16 protein-coding genes are annotated in these 19,525 nt (G+C 41.1%); 12 read left to right on the forward strand and 4 right to left on the reverse strand.

Translation table 11 applies throughout. The features are described from left to right. The first annotated feature begins 63 nt into the window (after nucleotides 1–63). Entirely contained in the window at nucleotides 64–1,044 is a 981-nt protein-coding gene (locus M9899_00210; GenBank protein ID MCO5112575.1) for an aspartyl/asparaginyl beta-hydroxylase domain-containing protein, read from the forward strand. A 110-nt stretch (nucleotides 1,045–1,154) separates the two neighbouring features. Here the strand turns inward: M9899_00210 and M9899_00215 are convergent, their stop codons facing one another. Next, nucleotides 1,155–2,519, reverse strand: a complete 1,365-nt coding sequence (locus M9899_00215) for a peptidoglycan DD-metalloendopeptidase family protein (GenBank protein ID MCO5112576.1) — start codon at nucleotides 2,517–2,519, stop codon at nucleotides 1,155–1,157. 186 nt (nucleotides 2,520–2,705) lie between these two features. On the opposite strand from M9899_00215, the gene M9899_00220 reads away from it, so the two are divergent. Next, nucleotides 2,706–3,215: a hypothetical protein gene (locus tag M9899_00220; GenBank protein MCO5112577.1), complete on the forward strand. Its 510-nt coding sequence runs from the start codon at nucleotides 2,706–2,708 to the stop codon at nucleotides 3,213–3,215. A 168-nt stretch (nucleotides 3,216–3,383) separates the two neighbouring features. Here M9899_00220 and M9899_00225 read toward each other — a convergent pair whose 3' ends face one another. Both M9899_00225 and M9899_00230 read right to left on the reverse strand, forming a co-directional pair. Further along, a complete protein-coding gene (locus M9899_00225; protein MCO5112578.1) occupies nucleotides 3,384–3,983 on the reverse strand; it encodes a YceI family protein in 600 nt (199 codons plus the stop codon). Nucleotides 3,984–4,005: 22 nt separating this feature from the next. After that, entirely contained in the window at nucleotides 4,006–4,143 is a 138-nt protein-coding gene (locus M9899_00230; GenBank protein ID MCO5112579.1) for a hypothetical protein, read from the reverse strand. A 21-nt stretch (nucleotides 4,144–4,164) separates the two neighbouring features. Here M9899_00230 and M9899_00235 point away from each other — a divergent pair, with 21 nt between their 5' ends. From M9899_00235 to M9899_00250, 4 genes are all read left to right on the forward strand, one after another. Beyond that, nucleotides 4,165–4,716: an NAD(P)H-dependent oxidoreductase gene (locus M9899_00235; protein ID MCO5112580.1), complete on the forward strand. Its 552-nt coding sequence runs from the start codon at nucleotides 4,165–4,167 to the stop codon at nucleotides 4,714–4,716. A gap of 225 nt (nucleotides 4,717–4,941) precedes the next feature. Beyond that, nucleotides 4,942–6,327, forward strand: coding sequence for a TolC family protein (locus tag M9899_00240; GenBank protein ID MCO5112581.1), 1,386 nt, complete (start codon nucleotides 4,942–4,944; stop codon nucleotides 6,325–6,327). Between the two features lie 4 nt (nucleotides 6,328–6,331). Next, nucleotides 6,332–9,403, forward strand: a complete 3,072-nt coding sequence (locus M9899_00245) for an efflux RND transporter permease subunit (GenBank protein MCO5112582.1) — start codon at nucleotides 6,332–6,334, stop codon at nucleotides 9,401–9,403. A 58-nt stretch (nucleotides 9,404–9,461) separates the two neighbouring features. Next, a complete protein-coding gene (locus M9899_00250) occupies nucleotides 9,462–10,844 on the forward strand; it encodes an MATE family efflux transporter (protein MCO5112583.1) in 1,383 nt (460 codons plus the stop codon). An 80-nt stretch (nucleotides 10,845–10,924) separates the two neighbouring features. Here the strand turns inward: M9899_00250 and M9899_00255 are convergent, their stop codons facing one another. Further along, complete coding sequence (locus M9899_00255) at nucleotides 10,925–11,872, reverse strand: serine/threonine protein kinase (protein MCO5112584.1); 948 nt, start codon at nucleotides 11,870–11,872, stop codon at nucleotides 10,925–10,927. A gap of 121 nt (nucleotides 11,873–11,993) precedes the next feature. On the opposite strand from M9899_00255, the gene M9899_00260 reads away from it, so the two are divergent. The 6 genes from M9899_00260 to M9899_00285 all read left to right on the forward strand — a co-directional run bounded on the left by M9899_00260 (nucleotide 11,994) and on the right by M9899_00285 (nucleotide 19,493). Continuing rightward, on the forward strand, nucleotides 11,994–13,016 hold the full coding sequence (locus M9899_00260) for a rod shape-determining protein (protein ID MCO5112585.1): 1,023 nt from the start codon (nucleotides 11,994–11,996) through the stop codon (nucleotides 13,014–13,016). Further along, nucleotides 13,009–14,292, forward strand: a complete 1,284-nt coding sequence (locus tag M9899_00265; protein MCO5112586.1) for a PIF1 family ATP-dependent DNA helicase — start codon at nucleotides 13,009–13,011, stop codon at nucleotides 14,290–14,292. The genes M9899_00260 and M9899_00265 overlap by 8 nt, the downstream gene beginning before the upstream one ends. Before the next feature lie 10 nt (nucleotides 14,293–14,302). Further along, on the forward strand, nucleotides 14,303–16,684 hold the full coding sequence (locus M9899_00270; GenBank protein MCO5112587.1) for an RNA-binding transcriptional accessory protein: 2,382 nt from the start codon (nucleotides 14,303–14,305) through the stop codon (nucleotides 16,682–16,684). A gap of 210 nt (nucleotides 16,685–16,894) precedes the next feature. Continuing rightward, entirely contained in the window at nucleotides 16,895–17,512 is a 618-nt protein-coding gene (locus tag M9899_00275) for a TetR/AcrR family transcriptional regulator (GenBank protein MCO5112588.1), read from the forward strand. After that, nucleotides 17,509–18,807, forward strand: a complete 1,299-nt coding sequence (locus M9899_00280; protein ID MCO5112589.1) for a TolC family protein — start codon at nucleotides 17,509–17,511, stop codon at nucleotides 18,805–18,807. Before M9899_00275 ends, M9899_00280 begins: the two co-directional genes overlap by 4 nt. After that, on the forward strand, nucleotides 18,807–19,493 hold the full coding sequence (locus M9899_00285) for a hypothetical protein (protein MCO5112590.1): 687 nt from the start codon (nucleotides 18,807–18,809) through the stop codon (nucleotides 19,491–19,493). The genes M9899_00280 and M9899_00285 overlap by 1 nt, the downstream gene beginning before the upstream one ends. The last annotated feature ends 32 nt before the right edge of the window (nucleotides 19,494–19,525 follow it).

The raw sequence follows: 19,525 nt of genomic DNA on the forward strand, positions 1-19,525 counted from the left end.
CCAAAGTGCCCCTTTAGCATCTGTGAGTCGTGGCCCATCTCAGTTTAGTAAGGATGAAAATTTATGGATATTTTGATACTCATGTTTGTTCTTTTCATGTTTGCCGTCGGAGCCATGACCTATGTCTACGCCTTTAGAGGTCAAGCACGCTTTGAAAGTCTCACGGAATACTTACGTAAAGGCTGGCCTATTTTTGCTCCCTTAAACTGTACGCTATATATGGTCACTCAAAAGCGTGCCAGCAAACCCATCATGGACGTCAAAGACTTTCCTGAACTGCAAATCCTTCAAGACAATTGGCAAGTCATTCGCGACGAAGTGCTAGAGCTTTATAAATCAAAAGCGCTAGATGCCACTGGAGACTCTGCCAACACATCCTACTACGATATTGGATTTAGGACCTTCTATAAATATGGCTGGAGAAAGTTTTATCTCAACTGGTATGGTTACACTCACACCTCAGCCCAAAAAAGTTGTCCAAAAACAGTAGAGCTATTAAGCCGCGTGCCTTCAGTCAATGGTGCTATGATTTCTGTGCTTCCGCCCCAATCTAAATTGACGCGACATCTTGATCCTGTGGCCTGCTCCTTACGATATCATCTGGGTCTAGCTACTCCTGAAGATGACAATTGCTATATCAATGTGGATCAAACTTCTTACTCTTGGCGCGATGGTGACGCATTTCTATTTGACGAAACTTACCTGCACTATGTTTTTAACAATACAGATAAAACTCGATTGATCTTAATGTGTGACGTAAACAGACCCACAAATTTTATCGGTAAAATCATCAATGGAACTTATAAAATTCTAATGAAGATCACTGTTGTTCCCAACACAAATGAAGACAAGAGAGGTCTAGTAAATGTGGTTTTCTCTAGCCTTGCTCCTATCTTGGCAAAAAGTAAATCCCTAAAACAAACCAACAGAAAAGCTTACTTGGCCTTAAAGTACTCGGTGAATACGGCACTGATCGCCCTACTTTTATTGTTAGTCGCAGGTTTTATTGATCTTGTAGACGACTTGATTGACTACGTACTTTAAACACAGATTTTGAGCATCACTGGGCAAAGCACCGATCGTCTGTTTACCCAGTTAAAACCTTTGCGCTTTTGTAAATATTTATTCTTCATCCTTTTAGTTTTACTAAACCATTATTCTTCTAACGTAGGACCACGATAAAAAGAAGTGGTTCTTAGGTGGGGTGGCATCCAGTCATGAGCCCAACCTCTTACGGGTTCTGCAACTTGAATTTCTCCGTCCCAACCAGGCAAAGAGGCCATCAATATTTTTTGTTGTAGCTTAAACTCTTCCATATCTTCAGAAGCCACGGGATCAGCTGAAGGAAACTTTTGTCTGAGCGGATCTACGTACCTACCATTGACATAGAATTCGTAATGCAGATGAGGGCCTGTCGATAAACCTGTATTTCCTGTATAAGCCACAATCTGTCCTTGTCGCACTTTGGCTCCTCGACGAACACCTTTAGCAAAACCACTTAGATGTTTATAGGCTGTTTGATAAGTGGAGTTGTGACGGATTTTTAAAACGTTCCCTCCGCCACCACTGTACTGAGACATTACTACCGGGCCATTCGCGACACTTCTTACAGGGGTACCGATGGGGGCACCATAATCTACACCATTATGAGGACGCACTACTTTTAATTTAGGATGAAATCTTCGGCGATTGAACCGAGAGGTGACTCGAGCAAACTTCAGTGGGCTCTTTAAGAACATCTTTCTTAAGCTCTCCCCCTCTGCATTGTAATACCCTTTATCTTTGCCCTCGACTCTTAATAAAAAAGCCTGATAGGGCTTACCCACATTTTCATACTCAGCCACAAGAATTGAACCCCAGCCCACAGGAGTTCCCTTTACTAATTTCTTTTCAACTACTAAACGCCAACGGTCACCCACTTGCACTTCACGAGCAAAGTCGACCTCCCAACCAAAAATTTCTGCTAATTCCGCAATGAGTGTCGGGTCCATTTTGGCGTTGAGAGCGGACTCCCACAATGTGCTTTGCACTTCACCCACAAAAGAGACCAGTTCGATATCTACTTTTTCTTCAATGTGCTGAGCTTCCCAGGTGCTGGTTTCTAAGTTTTTGCGAACTTGTAGCCTTTCTAGCGCAGAAAACCAAAACTCAATAGCCAATAGGTTTTTAGCCTCATCTTGTTCAATACGAAATCGCGTTCTAGGGTGCATGCGAGAGAGGTTTCGGATCGGTTTTGCAGCATTCACCATCTCTATAATATCAATAGATGAAACCTCTTGCTGGCGCAGGTATTCATACAGAGTATTTTTGCGACCAATCATGTGAGGGAACTGCTTTTCTATGGGCAGAGGGGGTGCAGGTTTCCTTTTCACCTCTTCTTGGGCGGAGATTTGAGATTTGGCTTTAGAATTGGTCTTCTTTTTTTGCGTGTCTTCGTTGATTTTAAGCCCTGTCACAATAGCAAAGCTTGCTACTGCCAAAACAAGGGGCACAATCACATTCTTCAGTCTTATCTTCATACCCTAGAAAGAGTACACAGGGTGCCCTTTATTGTCACTATCGCTCGCCAAGAGTTGTCCGCAAATTTTGCCCCACGGACTCAACTTAAATGTATGCCTTTTGAGCCCCTTTTCCTGCCTTATTTTTAGGTTCAGGGTTGGTATTTATTTTGCCCTATATCAAGGCGGAGAAGGAAGGTAGATGTTATGAAAATTAAAAAAACACTTATTAAAATACTGGTGCTAAGCTTTACTGCTGTTGCCATTACAGCATGTAGCAGTGGAAGCGATTCTAGCTCAAACAAAAACGATTATGTTTGGGAAAACGGCGTTTGTAAGTCCAGAAAAGATAAATGGATTGTTGAAAACTCTCGCTGTCAAAACGGAACTTCTGGAGGCTACTATATTGGTTCAAATGGCCAATGTTATAACTCTTCAAACACAGTTGTTGCCTCAACATATTGTGGAATCACAACTGGTGGAACAACCACTGTATCTGCGGCTTACTATGATAGCTATGGCAGATGTATCTATAATAACCAAGTTGTAGATTACTGGTACTGTGGTGGCCAACAACAAGTAGGATACTATCCTGGATATGGAAGCTACTACGGTGGCGGCTATAGTTACGGCGGTTATATGCAAGCAGGCGTACAGTTAGATGGAACAGCTGCCTTATTAGGACTTGGTGTTCTTGGATTGATCTCTCTGTTCTAAGTTTGTGACCTGATTACACATCTACTGGTTTAAACAAAAGCCAACAACGTCAGTTGTTGGCTTTTTATTTTTAGGGCTTAGACCTGAGCTTTGGCTTTTATATCTTCTAAATATTAAACCTTGAACTCTAATATTGATCCTTTGAATTCAGTCATTATTTTGTGAAAGCTATTTTTTCTTAGGTTGCTCAAGGGCCGCTTGAATTCTTAAATCAATGCTCACTTGATCTCCGACAACTGGACCTGCTTCAACCACATTATTCCAAGTTAAACCAAAGTCTTTACGATTCAATTTTGTTTTTGCAGAGAACGCCGCTTTCTCGTTTCCAAAACCGTCTTTCACTGTACCCAAATATTGAGCATCAAGAGTAACGGGCTTAGTCACACCTTTCATGGTCAATTTTCCTTGTACCGTGAATTTATCAGGCGTGCCTGTAATACCTGTACTGACGAATTTGATATCAGAATTTTTTTCTACATCAAAAAAATCTGCCGATCTTAAATGATCATCTCGTTTTGAATTGGCTGTATCAATAGACTTTGCGCTGATAACCACATCAATTTTAGATTTATTAAATTTTTTATCTAATTGGACAGTACCGCTAAAGTCTGTAAATTTCCCTTCCACAGTAGAGATCACAAGATGAGGAATTTCAAATCCGACTTTAGAGTGAGCGGTATCTACTTGATATTTTCCAGGTTTATAATCTTTTGCAAACGCAGAAAAAGACAACAATAGGGACGTCATCACTACACACATTAACTTCATATATATCTCCTTACTTTGAGTATTAAAAAAATCTCAAAACAACCGTAACCATGTTTTGAGTTTCTGTTCTGCATAAATCTAACATCACTTCATCTAAAGCATAAGTGTTAAAAAACTTTAACATGATGGCCCAACTCATGTCTTGTGTGTTTTTTTTCACAAAAGAATATATAATGAAAATATGAAGATACTTTTATTTGCTGGCAGCCTAAGAAAAGACTCATTGAATAAAAAACTACTCGCTTGTGTTGCGCGCTCGCTTCATTCTCAACATCAAACCAAAGTTCTTGATCTGCAAGTCTTAAATATACCCGTTTATGATGGGGACATTGAAACTGAACATGGAATTCCCCAAGGTGTTTTACGTGTGGCTGAAGCACTTTCTGAGGCCCATGCTGTGATCATTGCCACTCCTGAATATAACGGCAGTATCTCTTCACCTTTAAAAAATATTTTAGATTGGACATCTCGAATTCGCCCGACTCACCCCTGGGGAAAGAAGCCCGTTTTGTTACTGGGCGCATCAACTGGAGTGTTCAGCGCGATGCGCGGCCTCACTCATTCGCGCACACCTATTTTAAATTTAGGAGCTTATCTTTACCCCAATGTGTTTGGATTAGGTCAAGCCGACAAGGCCTTTGACAGCCAAGACCAACTTATAGATGAAAACACTGAGAGCCGTTTGCAAAATCTGATCAATGAGTTTGTGTCTTACGCGCAAAGACTGACTTAACTTTTTAGAACGCTTTTCTCATTTAATATCCTAGGTTTGTTTTAAAACCCATTATGGCACCAGTTATATTTTTAATTTTTTTAGGACACTAGACTGAATGTTAAATCTTTAAATGACACTTTTTTAAATCGTCCTTTATACAAAAATAAGTTAAGATTATTCTTTGTGTTATAAGCTCAAAAAAACCATTTTTAGTGGAATGTATCATCAGGGGTTGAGTAACGTATGTTTAAAATTCAATTTTTACTTCTGCCATTGTTTTTTTCTATTCAAACTGTAGCCCAGACGCAAAATAACGTTGAGCAGTTCAAGACCCACTCCCCTTTTTGGCAAGCTCTCGAAGTAGAAAAGCAAGCTTTAGAAAAACAATACCAAGCTATGGATCTGGAAGTGGCCACACAGTTTAATTTGGAGCTTATACATTTTACCGATGATCGAAAGGCCCTGTTAGTTTTGCCCGTCAAGCAGGAAGAACTCTTCTTGTCTGCGAATATTTCCAAATACTTCTCTACAGGAACACGCTTAGAGTTCTTAACCAACACTACAAGCACTGAATACAGAACTTTGCCAGGCACAAACCACTTAGGCAGCTTCCAATTGTCACTGAGTCAAAACCTTTGGAGAGACTTCTTTGGTCAAGGCGATGACATCCGCCGCAAAAGAAACCTTAAGGACTACGAGCTTAAACTTTTACAAGTCAAAATGAATCAAGCTCAATTGTTATTACGCTTTGAACAGATCCTTTGGGATTATATCGCAGCCAACGTGGAACTGCGCTTGCGCCAAGAGAGTCTACGACGCTGGACCGAGATCGAAACTTGGATGCGAGGTCGATACAAACGTCTTGTGGCTGAACTTGTCGACGTGAAACAAATTTCGGCCACTAAAATTTTAAGAGACATTCAAGTTCAAACTATCAAACAAAGATTAGAGAATTTAAAAAACGAACTGGATCAACTCGGAGGTGATGGATTTTCTAATAAAATCGTGATGACTGAGGACTTGTTACAAGTTTCACAAAATGAAATTTCAAAAGCCAGTGATGCTTTTTCAATCGAAACTCAAATCCTTGATAAAACAGCCGAAGTCGCCGAGCAAGATATGTTACGAACCGCAGAGAACATTAAACCCGATCTTAAACTTTCTTTTGCAGTAGGAAGACGAGGAATTGATAACTCTGCTACTTCTGCCTGGATTGACGCTTATGATAGCGATCATTTTTTTACACAAGCTGCGCTTACATTCTCTACTCCCTTAGATTTTTCATTACTGAAAAAATCTTCTGACAGTGCCAAGCTTATGTATGAAGCGGCAAATATTAGAAAGACCCAATCTCTACGTTCCGCAAGATTAGAATGGACTAACCTTCAAGGACAAATCCAAGAGCACTTCCGCCGTATTAAACTCTTAAGAACTCTCACCAAAGAACAACAGGATCGTAACGAAGCTGAACGTAAACGTTTTTTAAATGGTCGTTCCACCAGCTTGCAAGTGGTCACTGCAGAACAAGAAACACTGGATGCCGAGTTGACTCTTAGAAACACCCAAGCGGCATTAAAAAAACTCATCGCCCAATATCGTTTATTTGAAATGATCCATACAGGAGATTAACAGCATGAACTTCATTGCCCTTTCAATTCGCAGACCCGTTTTTGCTTGGATATTGATGTCAGCCTTTATTATTTTTGGTTCAATCTCACTGTCACAGCTCGGGATCAGTCAACTTCCAGATGTGGACTTCCCTGTCGTCAACGTATCGGTGACCTTTGATGGAGCCTCACCCGAGGTGATTGAAGCCGAACTGTTAGACCCTATTGAACAACGTCTGTTAAATATTGAAAATATTGTTTCTGTAAATTCTAATGCCCAAGAGGGTAATGGTCGTGTCACCATTGACTTTGATATTAACAAGAACGTAGATATTGCCCTACAAGAAGTGCAGTCCGCATTAAGCCAACTGCGTCTTCCTCCTGGAGTAGACTTTCCTGTCATCCGTAAAGTGAACCCCGAAGAACAGCCTATTATGTTTTTGGGTATGTGGTCTAACGGATCCATTTATGACACCATTAAATACGCAGACCTCATCTTCTTAGATAAGCTCAGACAGATTCCTGGTATCGGTGAAGTTTCCATCGGTGGGTTTAGTGAGAGAAACATTCGTGTTTGGCCCGACATGAAAAAACTAAAAGCCCGTGACCTGTCCTTGCTTGATCTAGCTCAAGCCCTTAACACTCAACACGTTGAAACCTCAGCTGGAAGATTTGAAAATCCTAAAACAGAATACCGCTTGCGATGGATGGGGGAAGCCTCAACCGTTGAAGAGGTTAAAAAGATTAAAGTCTTAAGTCGTGGATCACAAGTGATTCAAGATCGCGTGTTCACTATTGGTGACGTCGCACGCGTGGAAGACAGTCTTTCTGATATCAGAAGAAAATCACGCATCGAAGGCCAAGAGGCCATTTCTATTATGATTCGAAAGCAACGTGGAGGAAACGAAGTCGCTTTATCCGATGCCGTCAAAAAAAAGATTGATGAGCTTCGTCCAACACTTCCTGAAGGATATCAAATCCGTACTAATATTGACTTTACTCGTCCCACGGAAGCTGTAGTTAAAACCACTTTTGAAAAGCTCTTCACCGCAGCCCTTGTTACCATCTTGATCTGTTTCTTATTTTTAGGAAGCATTCAGTCTTCTGTGAACATTTTATTTTCTATCCCTACATCTATCTTTGGATCTTTTATCATCATTTATCTATGTGGTTTCACTCTTAACCTCTTCACACTCTTAGCACTCATCCTTGCGATCTCTATTGTGGTCGACGATGCCATCATGCTACTAGAGAACATTGTTCGCCATCATCGCATGGGAAAAACTGGGGCTCAAGCTGCCTATGATGGAGCTATGGAGATTCTACCTGCGGCCAGTGCTGCCACTTTTGCGGTGGTGGCTGTATTTTTGCCTGTTATTTTTATGACTGGAATCACAGGAAAATTTTTCTTTCAATTTGGGATTGCGCTTTCAGGTGCCGTACTGCTGTCGCTGATTGAGGCCGTAACCATTACTCCCATGCGATCTGCTGCTCTTTTAGATCTTTCCCAAAAAACAAGTCGATTCGAGCAATTTTTAGATGATAAATTCCATGCTCTTGGGAACTTTTATAAAAAAATCATTCACTATGCCATCAAGTTCCCTTTCCTCACGGTTCTTGCGTCCACAATTCTTTTTGTGGCCTCATTAAGTTTAAGTGGGCTCATCCATAAAGAATTCGTACCTGCCCAAGACCAAGATTTTATTATGATCAATATTGAAACCCCACCAGGGTCATCACTGGATCTGACTGAGAAAAAAAGTTTTGAAGTCGAAGAAGTTATTAAGAACAATCCTTTTGTGGAATCTTACGTGTTTATGGTTGGTGCTAACTGGAGCAGCAGTAATGTCAACACCATGACCGTTCCTCTATTCTTGATTTCCAGAAAAGAACGAAGCGTGGGGCACTTGCAGATCATGAACGATCTGAGAAAAGAGTTTAGTAAAATCGAAGGCATTCGATTCACGCTCAGAGATAATTCTTCTAGAAACATGACCACAGGAAGACAATTCCCTGTGTCCTTTAACCTGTCAGGTCCTGATTTAAATGTACTCAATGAAAAGGCCGCAGAAATCATCGCTGAGCTGGAAAAAAGAGGTGTAGCCCAAAGCTTAAACACAGATTTTAAAATGGGATTACCTGAAGTTAAGATTCTTCCTGATCGTGTCAAGATGATCTCGATGGGTGTGAGCGTGCAAAACGTGGCTCAAACTTTAAGTATTGCCCTTGCTGGTGTCAGGCAAAATCGTTTCACAGCTGATGGAAGACGAATTGATATCCGAATTAAAATTCCAGAAAATGAAATGGTCAGCAAAGAGAACATCGAAAACATTCAAGTTCGAAACGTATTTGGTAACCTTGTACCCATTAAGAGTTTTGTTGAACTGATTGACGAACCTTCTTATCAAAGTATTATTCGTGTGAACCGCCAAAGAGCCATTGGGGTTTTTGGTGGACTCGCTTCTGACGTGTCACAGGCCGATGCTCTTTCCACGACAGAGACTGTAGCCAAAGAGCTTTTACCTGATGGCTACGGCATTGCCCTTGAAGGGGCTTCTGCTGGACTTGCTGAGGCTTTTAAAAGTTTAACCTCTGCTTTAATCATTGGTATTCTTGTGGCCTATATGATTTTAGCTATTCAGTTTAACAGCTTCCTACATCCTATCAGTGTCTTGGTCGCTTTACCTTTCAGTTTAACTGGTGCCTTTATTGCCCTATGGATGTTCAACACATCTTTAAATCTGTTTAGCTTTATTGGAATCATCGTCTTAATGGGTATCGCCAAAAAGAACTCCATTCTTCTGGTCGAGTTTACTAACCAATTACGAGAGCAAGGAATGGAAATTCGCCAAGCTCTTATGGACGCAGGGGCCACACGGCTTCGACCGATCTTGATGACGTCCTTTGCCACTGTATTTGCCGCTCTACCATTAGTCTTCGGGAATACCATGGGACAAGAAACACGGACTCCGATGGGGCTTGTGATTATTGGCGGAACAGTGGTTTCAACTGTCTTTACTTTAGTAGTTGTACCTTGTCTGTATTTACTGTTAAGTAAACTTGAGCGTTCACACAAAAAGGTGACCATCAACACTTAGACCTGCACTTCACTTTGGAGTAAACTTGTAAAGGCCCCACTGGGGCCTCATTTGATATATGACACATACTTTAAAATTGTTTTTTAAAAATCAGACTCACAATTGGAAAGAAGTGCTCACACTGGCTTGGCCCCTGATCATTGCCAATGGGTTTTGGATCATTCAAACCACTGTAGATCGTGTCTTTCTTGCGCAATACTCCACAAATTCCCTTGCTGCTGCGACTGCGGTGAATGGTATTTTTTGGGCACCTATGGCCTTGGTTCAACATACTGCGGCCTACTCTATGACTTTCACTGCCCAATATTTTGGTGCACGACAGTTTGAAAAGATTGGATCTTCTATTTGGCAAGCCTTTTATATCAGTCTTGTTGGCGGAACACTGTTCTTACTTCTTATTCCAGCAGCTCCTTTTATCTTTGGACTGATGGGACATTCTGAAGAACTTCTTGTACTTGAAAAAAGTTACTTTATGGCTCTGTGTTTATCCGCAGCCCCATTTTCCATTTTAGGGTCCATGAGCGGCTTTTTTGCAGGTATCGGGAAAAGTAAATATATCATTCCACTAAATGTGATAGGTGTGATCGCCAATGCCCTGTTCAATTATCTTCTTATTTTTGGGAATTGGGGAGCCCCAGAATACGGTATCGCTGGGGCTGGTTATGCCACAGCCCTCTCAACCCTAGCCTCTTGCTTATTAGGCTTTGGACTGTTGTTTAATCGTAAAAACGAAGCCCTTTACCGAATCATCTCCACATGGAAGCCCCATTGGGATTTACTTAAACGTTATGTACGTTTTGGTATTCCAAGTGCTTTGCAATATGCGCTGGAAGGTTTTGCGTTTTCTATCTTTCTGATTCTTATTGGACGTCTACATAATGGAAACGTGGCTCTAGCCAGTAGCGGAGTGACTCTCACTATTTTTATGTTAGCCGTAATGCCTGTAGTGGGTGTGGCTCAAGCCGCATCGGTTTTAGTTGGACAATATATTGGTAGAGATCTACCCGAACGAGCGGCATCTTTAACTCACAGCTCTTATCAAATTGGTTTGCTTTACACTGTAATCATTGGAGCCAGTTTTGTATTACTTCCTGATTTTTATTTAAGTTGGTTTTCCAGTTCTGATGCCTCTGAGACATGGGACGAAGTGGTACGCATCACGCCCTTACTTTTAATTTTCACCGCTGCCTTTATCCCTTTTGACTGCATGAACATTGTTTATGCCTTTGCCTTAAAGGGTGCTGGTGACACTAAATTTGTGGGACTTGCGGCCCTTATCCTTCCCTGGCCTACAATGGTGATTCCTACGTATTTTATTTTAAATCACTCACACGCCGTATATTGGGCATGGGGATTTGCTTCGTTTTTTATTATTGTGCAAGGTCTATGTTTTTTATTACGGTTCCAAGGCGGGAAATGGAAAAAGATGAAGGTCATATAATCTGACCATAATAATCCAGATCATGGTATCCCTTAACACATATCCCCCCCCCTCAGGAAAAATGGGGAAGCATAAAAATTTTAAATTTTGCGTAAACATTCCTCTAAGGCCCTGAGCTCTTCTACCCAATAATTATAATCCAAATACTGAGGAAACAGATTTTTAAAACTTGGATCCTCCCATCTTTTGGCAATCCATCCCGCATAGTATATGATTCTTAAACCCTGTAGCGCAGGGATCAAGCTCAGCTCCTCTTCGTTAAAAGTTCTTAAGGTTTCATACCCTTTTAAGAGGTGATCTAGTTCTGGGTTGTTCCCTAAATTTGTATCGGTCAAAAGCATCCAGAAGTCCTGAACCACGGGCCCATGACAAATGTCATCGAAATCTACAAAGAAATACTCCTTCATGCCGCCAACGGGGTCGGTCTGTAAGATGTTGCCCTTATGACAATCCCCATGAATAGTAAGATTTTGTGCTCGCCCCAACTTCAAATCCAAATGGTCCAAGAGCTGTTCGGCGGCTTGATAGTAGTCTTTTGCAAGCTCGGGGTAGATGTAGTTTTGAATTTGCTCTAAGCTTTGTTCCCCATAGTGTTGAGTGTCTAAAGTGGGTCGGTGCTGGGGTTTAAATCTTGCTCCCACATTATGCAGGCGTGCTAGTTGCTTTCCCACATCTTCTAATTCTGGCAAAAGCAGCTCTTGGGGCATTCGACCCAAAGCCTTTGGGAATAAACAGTAAGACATCTCCCCCAAAGGAAATAAAGTTGCACCCGCAATCTTAAGTGGAGCCACCGCTGGGATTCCTTCTTCGGTCAACGCATATAAGAACTGGTGCTCCTCTTGGATGGCGGCACGGCTCCAACGATGCGGCCTGTAAACCTTAGTCACTAACCGATAGGTGCTTTCAGAGGTGGGCATAACAGGCATGGGGGATTCAAATGCGGGTGGCGTTCCCTCACACTCAAGTTCAAAGACCCGATTCTCATAGGAGTTGAGCTGCACATAACGTCCTGTGGGGTTAAAACCCATCGACTCGATGGCATCTAAAATAAGGCCTGGATGGAGATTATAAAAAGAACTGATTGCGTTGTCCTTTGTTGTTAGTTTAGAACTTAAAGCGTAAACTACACCTGTGGGGGTAAGTCAAATCATGGGCTTTTCAGATCTTTATATTGACCTAGGAACAGCAAATACGCTGATTTATGGCAAAGGCAAAGGGTTTCTTTTAAACGAACCTTCTGTTTTTGCCATTAAAAATGGTCGGTTTGAAAACTCTGTGTATGGATATGGGCATCTTGCCAAATCCATGATTGGTCGCACGCCACATAATGTGTCTGTTCATCGTCCTCTACGTGAAGGTGTAATCGCAGATTTTGACACTACACTTCAGATGTTAAAAAGTTTTTTAGCACAAATTAAGTTTAGCAGCAGTTGGTCACGCCCGCGCATGATCATCTCTTTACCCTGTCGTGTGACAGAGCACGAACGACAAGCTGTGATAGATGTGGGAATGCGCATGGGTGCAAGACAAGTCCAACTGATTGATGAACCTATGGCTGCCGCTATTGGTTGTGGACTTGATATTTTATCACATCAAGCTCACATGGTGATTGATATCGGTGGAGGCACAACTGAAATCGCTGTTATCGCCAGTGGTGGAATTGTTTCAGCTAAAGCAGTCCGTCTTGGTGGTGATGACATCACTGAACGTATCATCCATGACCTGAGACAAGACTTTAATTTTGTTGTGGGTCATCAAACTGCTGAACATATCAAACACAATGTAGGACTGATCTCTCCGACAGCTTCACTGGTTAAAGTGGTGCAAATTGGTGGCTTTGATTTAGAACGAGGTCTACCAAAAAGATTTGACGTCAGTAATTTAATGATTCAAAAGGCCGTCGAATCCGTTGTAGAGCGTATTGTATTTACCGTCAAAGAAACTCTTGCTGAGCTTGAGCCCGAAGTAGTTGTAGACCTTATCGAAAGAGGCATTGTGCTTGCTGGTGGTGGGGCTCTGATCTCTGGACTAGATCGCCATCTTACCCAACAACTTGGTATTCGGACTTATGTTTGCAAAGAACCTCTACTGGCTGTGGCACTTGGTGGCGCGCGAACTTTAGAGGACCAAGAACTTTTAAGCTCTATCCAATTACAAGCGCACAGTGGATAAAGCTCAATCTTTAAGCCTTAATGCCGAACAGTCTGATGCTTTATATCACTTAAGCTCACATCAAAATGTATTTGTCACAGGAGCTGCGGGTTCTGGTAAATCTTTTTTGATTAAATACTTTCAAAAACAACTGACAAAACCACTTCCTATTGTCGCAAGCACAGGGGCCGCGGCTGTCATCGTTGGAGGCTGTACCTTTCATAGTTTTTTCTCGTTAGGGATTATGAAAGGAGGTCTTGAAAAGACCATTGAAAGAGCCCTTAAAGACAAAAGACTTCTTAAACGACTTAAAAAAACTTCTGCCATTATCATTGATGAAATTTCTATGATTGACCCCGAGGCTTTTTATGCTGCCGAACAGATTTGTCGTTATGCGCTTGATCCTGACTTACCCTTTGGGGGATTAAAAATCATTGCTGTTGGGGATTTCTTTCAGTTGCCCCCTGTTCAAAAAGCAGGACACCGCTTTTGGTTATTTCAAACTACTGTATGGAAACAAATGGATTTTAAAGTGATCCATCTTCAAGAGATCATGCGTACACAGGACACAGATTTTATTCAGGCTCTCAACTATATCCGCTTTGGAATATGTAATGAATATGTGCACGATTTTTTTTCGTCTAAAGGGCTTACAAATACCAAAGACTTTGAAGGCACCGTTTTATTTGGCCATAGATATAAAGTTGATGAGTTCAATCAACACAAATTAGCTCAAATACCTGGTTCGATTTTCACTTATAATACAGAAGTGAGCATAAAAAAGAAGTCTACTCTGACCGAAGAACGGGTCATGCAAATGAGCCCCTTGCCTCCAAGCATCCAGCTTAAAAAGGGCGCCTTGGTTATGATACGCAAAAATCATCCCGACGGACTTTACGTCAACGGCACCCTAGGACATGTGAAAGATTTAACTTCTGAAGACGTCACAGTGAAAACCTTAGAAGACCAAGTTTTTATTTTTTCAAAAGATGAGTTTGAGATTTTAAATGCGGACAACGAAGTCAGCGCGACCATCACCAATTTACCACTGACACTGGCATGGGCTAGCACTATACATAAAGCCCAAGGAGCCTCTATAGACCGTGTCTGCGTGGACCTGTCGGGATTTTGGGAAAAAGGTCAAGCCTATGTGGCTTTATCGCGCGCTAAATCATCTGAGGGGCTTTTTGTGAACAACTGGGACCCTAAGTATATTCGCGCCGATTCACGCGTTTCACAATATTACGAAACTCTTGATCGTAAAAATACAAGTGAGGTAGTATCAGACCATATTTAAGGAGCACCTTATGAGTCTTGATCTGCTGGCCACACAGAAAATCGCAAAACAACTCTCACTGACACCCCCACGAGTGGAAACCGTACTTAAACTTTTACTTGATGAAAAATGTACTATCCCTTTCATTTCCAGATACCGCAAAGAGGTCACGGGTGGACTTGATGAAGTGCAGATCGCAACCATTCAAGACGAGTACAATAACTATTTAGATGTTGAAAAACGACGTGCTTTTATTTTAGAAGCCATTAAAAAACAAGAAGCACTTACTCCTGCCCTTGAGAAAAAGATTGCGGCTTCGACTACCTTGAATCAACTTGAAGACATCTATGCTCCATTTAAAACCAAAGTTAAAACCAAAGGACAAAAAGCCAAAGATGCAGGGCTTGAACCTCTTGCGACTTTACTAAAAACCAGCAGAGAATCCTTGTTACAAATTGAAAAGGCTTTTGCGGATAAATTTTTAAACCCTAAGCACAAGATCGACACGTTCGCACAGGCTATTGAAGGGGCGATGAACATCATCATCGAAGAGATCACTCATAATGTTGAAATTAAAGAGCGTTTACGTTTAGATTACTGGAATGACGCCACTATTCTTTCCGCCAAAAGAAAAGATGCCGAAAAAGAAAAAGACTTTGATAAATTCAAAGATTACTTTGAGTTTGAACAAAAAATTAGTGATTTAAAAAATCCTAAAAATAGTCATCGTTTCTTGGCCGTGCGCCGTGGGCTTCTTCTTAACATTCTTAAAGTCGACGTGAATTATAATGAAGATCAAGCTCTTGCCACTATTAAAAGCAAGTTGATTGAAAACAGCTTTATAGATCCACAAGCAGGCTGTGGTAACGAACTTGAAACGTGCATTAAGAAGGCCTATAAGTATGGTATACATACAAGCTTAGACTTAGAAATCAAAAGTGAACTCAAAGCCCTCTCTGATGATTCCGCTATTGATGTGTTCAGTGTAAATTTAAAAAATCTTCTGCTCCAACCTTACCTAGGTCAAAAGTCCGTTCTTGGAATTGACCCTGGCGTAAGAACGGGTTGTAAAGTGGCTGTGATTGATAAAAACGGTAACTTTCTTGTAGACACTGTGATTTATCCGCATGCCCCTCATAATGACGTTGCGGGTGCCAAAAACGCGATCGAGATGTGTTTAGATAAACTCAATATCAAACACATTGCTGTGGGTAACGGAACTTTTGGCAGAGAGACTTTGCAATTTCTTAAGGACCACGTATCACAAGTTAAAAAAGGCACTGTACAAACCATGCTAGTCAACGAGGACGGTGCCAGCATTTATTCTGCCAGTGAAATTGCCAGAAAGGAATTTCCTGACAAAGACGTCACAGTTCGAGGGGCCATCAGTATTGCTCGACGGTTTCAAGACCCCTTAGCCGAATTAGTAAAGATTGATCCTAAGTCTATTGGCGTAGGACAGTATCAACATGATGTCAGCCAGACCAAACTCAAAAAATCTCTCACTCAAGTTGTGGAAAACTGTGTGAACTTTGTGGGCGTAGACATCAACACTGCTAGCGCACCTTTATTGTCTTATATCTCTGGCATAGGGCCTACGCTTGCAGAAAATATCGTGAAGTTAAGAGAAAAAACTGGAGGCTTTAAAGAACGCTCTGAACTACTGAAAGTCTCTCGTTTTTCTGAAAAGATTTTTGAACAGTCCGCAGGATTTTTAAGAATTTATGACGGTGCAAATCCACTTGATGCCACTTTCATTCACCCTGAAAAATACCCCATCTTGCTTGCATGGTGTAAAGCTAAAAAAGTTTCTACCCATGACCTTGTAAAAAACAAAGACCTCATCCAAGCGCTTAAAAGCGACAAAGACCTCAAAACGCAACTAGGTGAATTCACCCACGCTGACATCGTCAAATCTCTAGAAGCTCCCAGTCAAGACCCCAGAACTGAGTTTGTATCTTTTGAGTTTAGAAATGACATTTCCGCCATCTCTGATCTGAAGGTGGGACAGTATTACCCAGGAGTTGTGACCAACATCACCCAATTTGGCGCATTCGTAGATATTGGCATCAAAGAAAACGGTTTGATTCATGTCAGCCAGATGTCAGACCGTTTTGTAGAAAACGCTTTGGATGTTCTTAAAGTAGGCCAAGAGGTCAACGCCCGCGTGCTTGAAGTGGATTTAGATCGCAAACGCATTGCCCTGTCTTTAAAATCTGAACAGCAAACAGCGGTGTCCAGTGCGAGTGGCACTTGGAGTAGTTCTTCTGCACGAGGTGGCCATCCTTCTCAGCCCTCACGCCCTAACCAAACTGGGAGTTCAAAGAACCACGGAAGCCCTGGCGGCAAAACCAATGACTCCTTGGCCAATAACCCCTTTGCCATTTTAAAGGATCTCAAAACGAAACGTTAAGCTTAATAAAAATTCAATGAAATTGTAATGAAAGCTTTTGGTTATTTTTGAGTCCTTTTAAGGCTTTAGGTTTTTCATCGACCTCGACTTATGTTAGATCAGTACAGTTTTGAAACAGGCAAAACAAAAAGAAGTTGCGCGTCAAACAACTGTTGATTATATTAAAACAATTGTTTAAATATGCGAAATGACCGTTTGAATGGAGAAAACGTGACATTTGATTCCAAACAACAACAGATTTTAGATGCAGCCAAAACTCTTTTTGGCGAGAAGGGCTACGAGGCCACTTCTGTCAGAGACGTCGCGGAGCTGGCTGAAAGCAATGTGGCCTCCATCAATTATTACTTTGGTTCCAAAGAAGAACTTTTCAAAACCATTTGCGACACATGCTTAAAAAGCACACATAAAATCATTAGCGTTCTTAAAGAAGAGCCTGAAAGTATAGAAGGCTTAAAGATGATCTTAAGAAACTTCTTTAAACTTTTTTTACAACTTCGGCACAAAGAATTAGGTACTCATGATTTCTTACATAGGAACATTGATCTGTTTATTGAACTCAGTCCAGAAACCTTTAAGAGAGACATTTGGGTAGTTGTAGAGTCTCTGACTAGTCTATTAAAAAAAGCAAAAAAAAGAAAGTTACTCAAAAAAGAGATTGATCCAGAAATTTTTGCTACGGTGCTATTCTCAGGACTGGGATACCTCTTCAGAGATGGAAAAGTCCATTGTACTTTTTGGACACACCAACCCTTCGACGATGAATTTAAAAATCAATATATTAACCAAGTGATCAATGGCTTTATTGACGGTGCCAAGGAGAACTCATGAAAAGATTTATAGTTGTATTAACCCTCACGCTGTGTGCACTTCCTGCTCAAGCGCAAGATTCATTAAGACTTGAAGACGTGATTGAAAAGGTCAGAGCCTACAATCCCGATCTTAAATCCAAAATGATTGAGAAAAAAATTGCCAAATATACAAAGCGAGAAGCTCTTGGACAGGCTCTTCCTCAGATTTCTGCAAAGGTCACACACATGCAGAACTTCAACGTGCCTAAGTTTGATATCCCTGGTATGGGAACCTTTCAAATGCAAGGGGACTATGCCATGGAATATGGAGCCACGGTCACCCAAGCTATTTATACTTTTGGTGCCGTTTCAGCCGCAGTCCGTGCTGCAGACAAACTGTTCACCATGGTGGAAGTCGATGTGGAGGCAGCCAGAAACAATGTCGATTATCAAGCCAAGATGGCTTTCTATCAAGTGCTCTTAGCACAAAGACTCTTAGAGATTAACCAGGCTATGCTGAAAAATGCACAAGACAATCTGTCCATCTTAAGAAATAATTTCCGTGGTGGACGCCCACCTCAACAAGATCTTCTCATGTTGCAAACCGATGCTGAAAGTAAAAAACCTGCGGTTGAAAATGCGAAAGCAGAACTTAAAGCGGCAAAGATTGCTTTGAATATCCTTATGGGCGAAGATCCCAATAAAGAGTTTAGCGTTGTCGGTAAACTGCGCTCTAATTATCCCACTTACTCTGCCCCACACCTTCAAACCGTTTTAGTTAAAGAATCTCCTACTCTTAAATATTTAGAACAATCTTCTGAATACCAACTTGAAGTGGCTAACGTTAGGAAATCTTTATTCATGCCCAAACTTGGTCTGTTTTATAACTTTAACCGCTTAGACCAAAGTTACAATGATCGTTTTGACAGAGACCAAACTCTTACAACTTCTGCTTTAGGAATTGGACTCAACTGGAACATTTGGGACGGGGGAATCAGCCACACTGCATACCAAAAGGCCAAAGCCAGTGCTGAGCAATCACAACTGACTTTACAAAAGACCCAAGATCAAATGAGTCAGCAGATTTTTGCATCACTGGAGCAGTTCAACACTTATAAGAAAAACATCAGCACATTAGAAAACGCATCTGATTTAGCACAACGAAGCTTTCAATTGAGCCAAAAAAAATTACGCTCAGGACAAACTTCAATCACTGAACTTAACGGCACGCAATCTGCCCTTCTGATGGCTCAAATGCAGCAAGCCACTAATTTATTTCAACTTAATATCACTCACGCTTTGATTGAAAGCCTTATCGGAAAGGATCTAAAGTAATGACTAAAATAATCAGACTTGTAATTTATATATCGACATTTGTAATCTTGCTTATTGCTGTATCCATTCATAAGAAGAGCATCATCGCCAGCAAAGAAGCTATACCCCCTTCTATATTAGGGACTCTAATAGAAAAAGGTGCCCCAGTGGTGACTTATGAGGTCAAGCACAATGACATTCAAAATAGCATCCGCGTTTCTCTAGAAAAATGTGGCAACAACAACTACTGTTTTTTTACTACGGCTGCAAATAGTCGCGCCCTCAAGTCCAATGCTCCTATCTATGACGCTAATTTTAAGCAAGTTGTAGGAAAAGTTAATTCGATCTCTGGGCTTGATCCATTAAGTGGACTCAGCAGAGTCAATGTTGCGCTTACAATCAGTGATAGTGAATTTAAAAAAAGTAAATTTAATATTGTGAGTGTAAGAACAGAGCTTCTTAAAAATGTATTGTCAGTCCCCACATCTAGTGTCTCTTATGATAATGAATCCAGTTTTGTCTGGCTTTTTAATAATGGGGCGCCCAAAAAACAACCTGTCAAAATCGGAACACAGAATAATATTTTTACTGAGATTAAATCTGGATTAAAAAGCGGCGATGTCGTTGTTGCGGAAGGCGCAGGACTTCTTTCGCATTATGAAAAAGCACGCTCCTTGTCTACATTTGAACCCAATAAACTGAACTAAATTGCTTTAAAATTAAAGAACACACATAGGAT

The organism is Pseudobdellovibrionaceae bacterium, assembly GCA_023954155.1.
Classification (GTDB): Bacteria; Bdellovibrionota; Bdellovibrionia; order Bdellovibrionales; family UBA1609; genus JAMLIO01.

What these genes read in the sequence shown, in the direction of transcription:
- M9899_00250 (MCO5112583.1), top strand. Translation starts at nt 9,462, where the DNA reads ATGACACATACTTTAAAATTGTTTTTTAAAAATCAGACTCACAATTGG.
- M9899_00225 (MCO5112578.1), bottom strand. Translation starts at nt 3,983, where the DNA reads ATGAAGTTAATGTGTGTAGTGATGACGTCCCTATTGTTGTCTTTTTCT.
- M9899_00285 (MCO5112590.1), top strand. Translation starts at nt 18,807, where the DNA reads ATGACTAAAATAATCAGACTTGTAATTTATATATCGACATTTGTAATC.
- M9899_00215 (MCO5112576.1), bottom strand. Translation starts at nt 2,519, where the DNA reads ATGAAGATAAGACTGAAGAATGTGATTGTGCCCCTTGTTTTGGCAGTA.
- M9899_00270 (MCO5112587.1), top strand. Translation starts at nt 14,303, where the DNA reads ATGAGTCTTGATCTGCTGGCCACACAGAAAATCGCAAAACAACTCTCA.
- M9899_00210 (MCO5112575.1), top strand. Translation starts at nt 64, where the DNA reads ATGGATATTTTGATACTCATGTTTGTTCTTTTCATGTTTGCCGTCGGA.
- M9899_00255 (MCO5112584.1), bottom strand. Translation starts at nt 11,872, where the DNA reads ATGGGTTTTAACCCCACAGGACGTTATGTGCAGCTCAACTCCTATGAG.
- M9899_00280 (MCO5112589.1), top strand. Translation starts at nt 17,509, where the DNA reads ATGAAAAGATTTATAGTTGTATTAACCCTCACGCTGTGTGCACTTCCT.
- M9899_00240 (MCO5112581.1), top strand. Translation starts at nt 4,942, where the DNA reads ATGTTTAAAATTCAATTTTTACTTCTGCCATTGTTTTTTTCTATTCAA.
- M9899_00260 (MCO5112585.1), top strand. Translation starts at nt 11,994, where the DNA reads ATGGGCTTTTCAGATCTTTATATTGACCTAGGAACAGCAAATACGCTG.
- M9899_00235 (MCO5112580.1), top strand. Translation starts at nt 4,165, where the DNA reads ATGAAGATACTTTTATTTGCTGGCAGCCTAAGAAAAGACTCATTGAAT.
- M9899_00220 (MCO5112577.1), top strand. Translation starts at nt 2,706, where the DNA reads ATGAAAATTAAAAAAACACTTATTAAAATACTGGTGCTAAGCTTTACT.
- M9899_00245 (MCO5112582.1), top strand. Translation starts at nt 6,332, where the DNA reads ATGAACTTCATTGCCCTTTCAATTCGCAGACCCGTTTTTGCTTGGATA.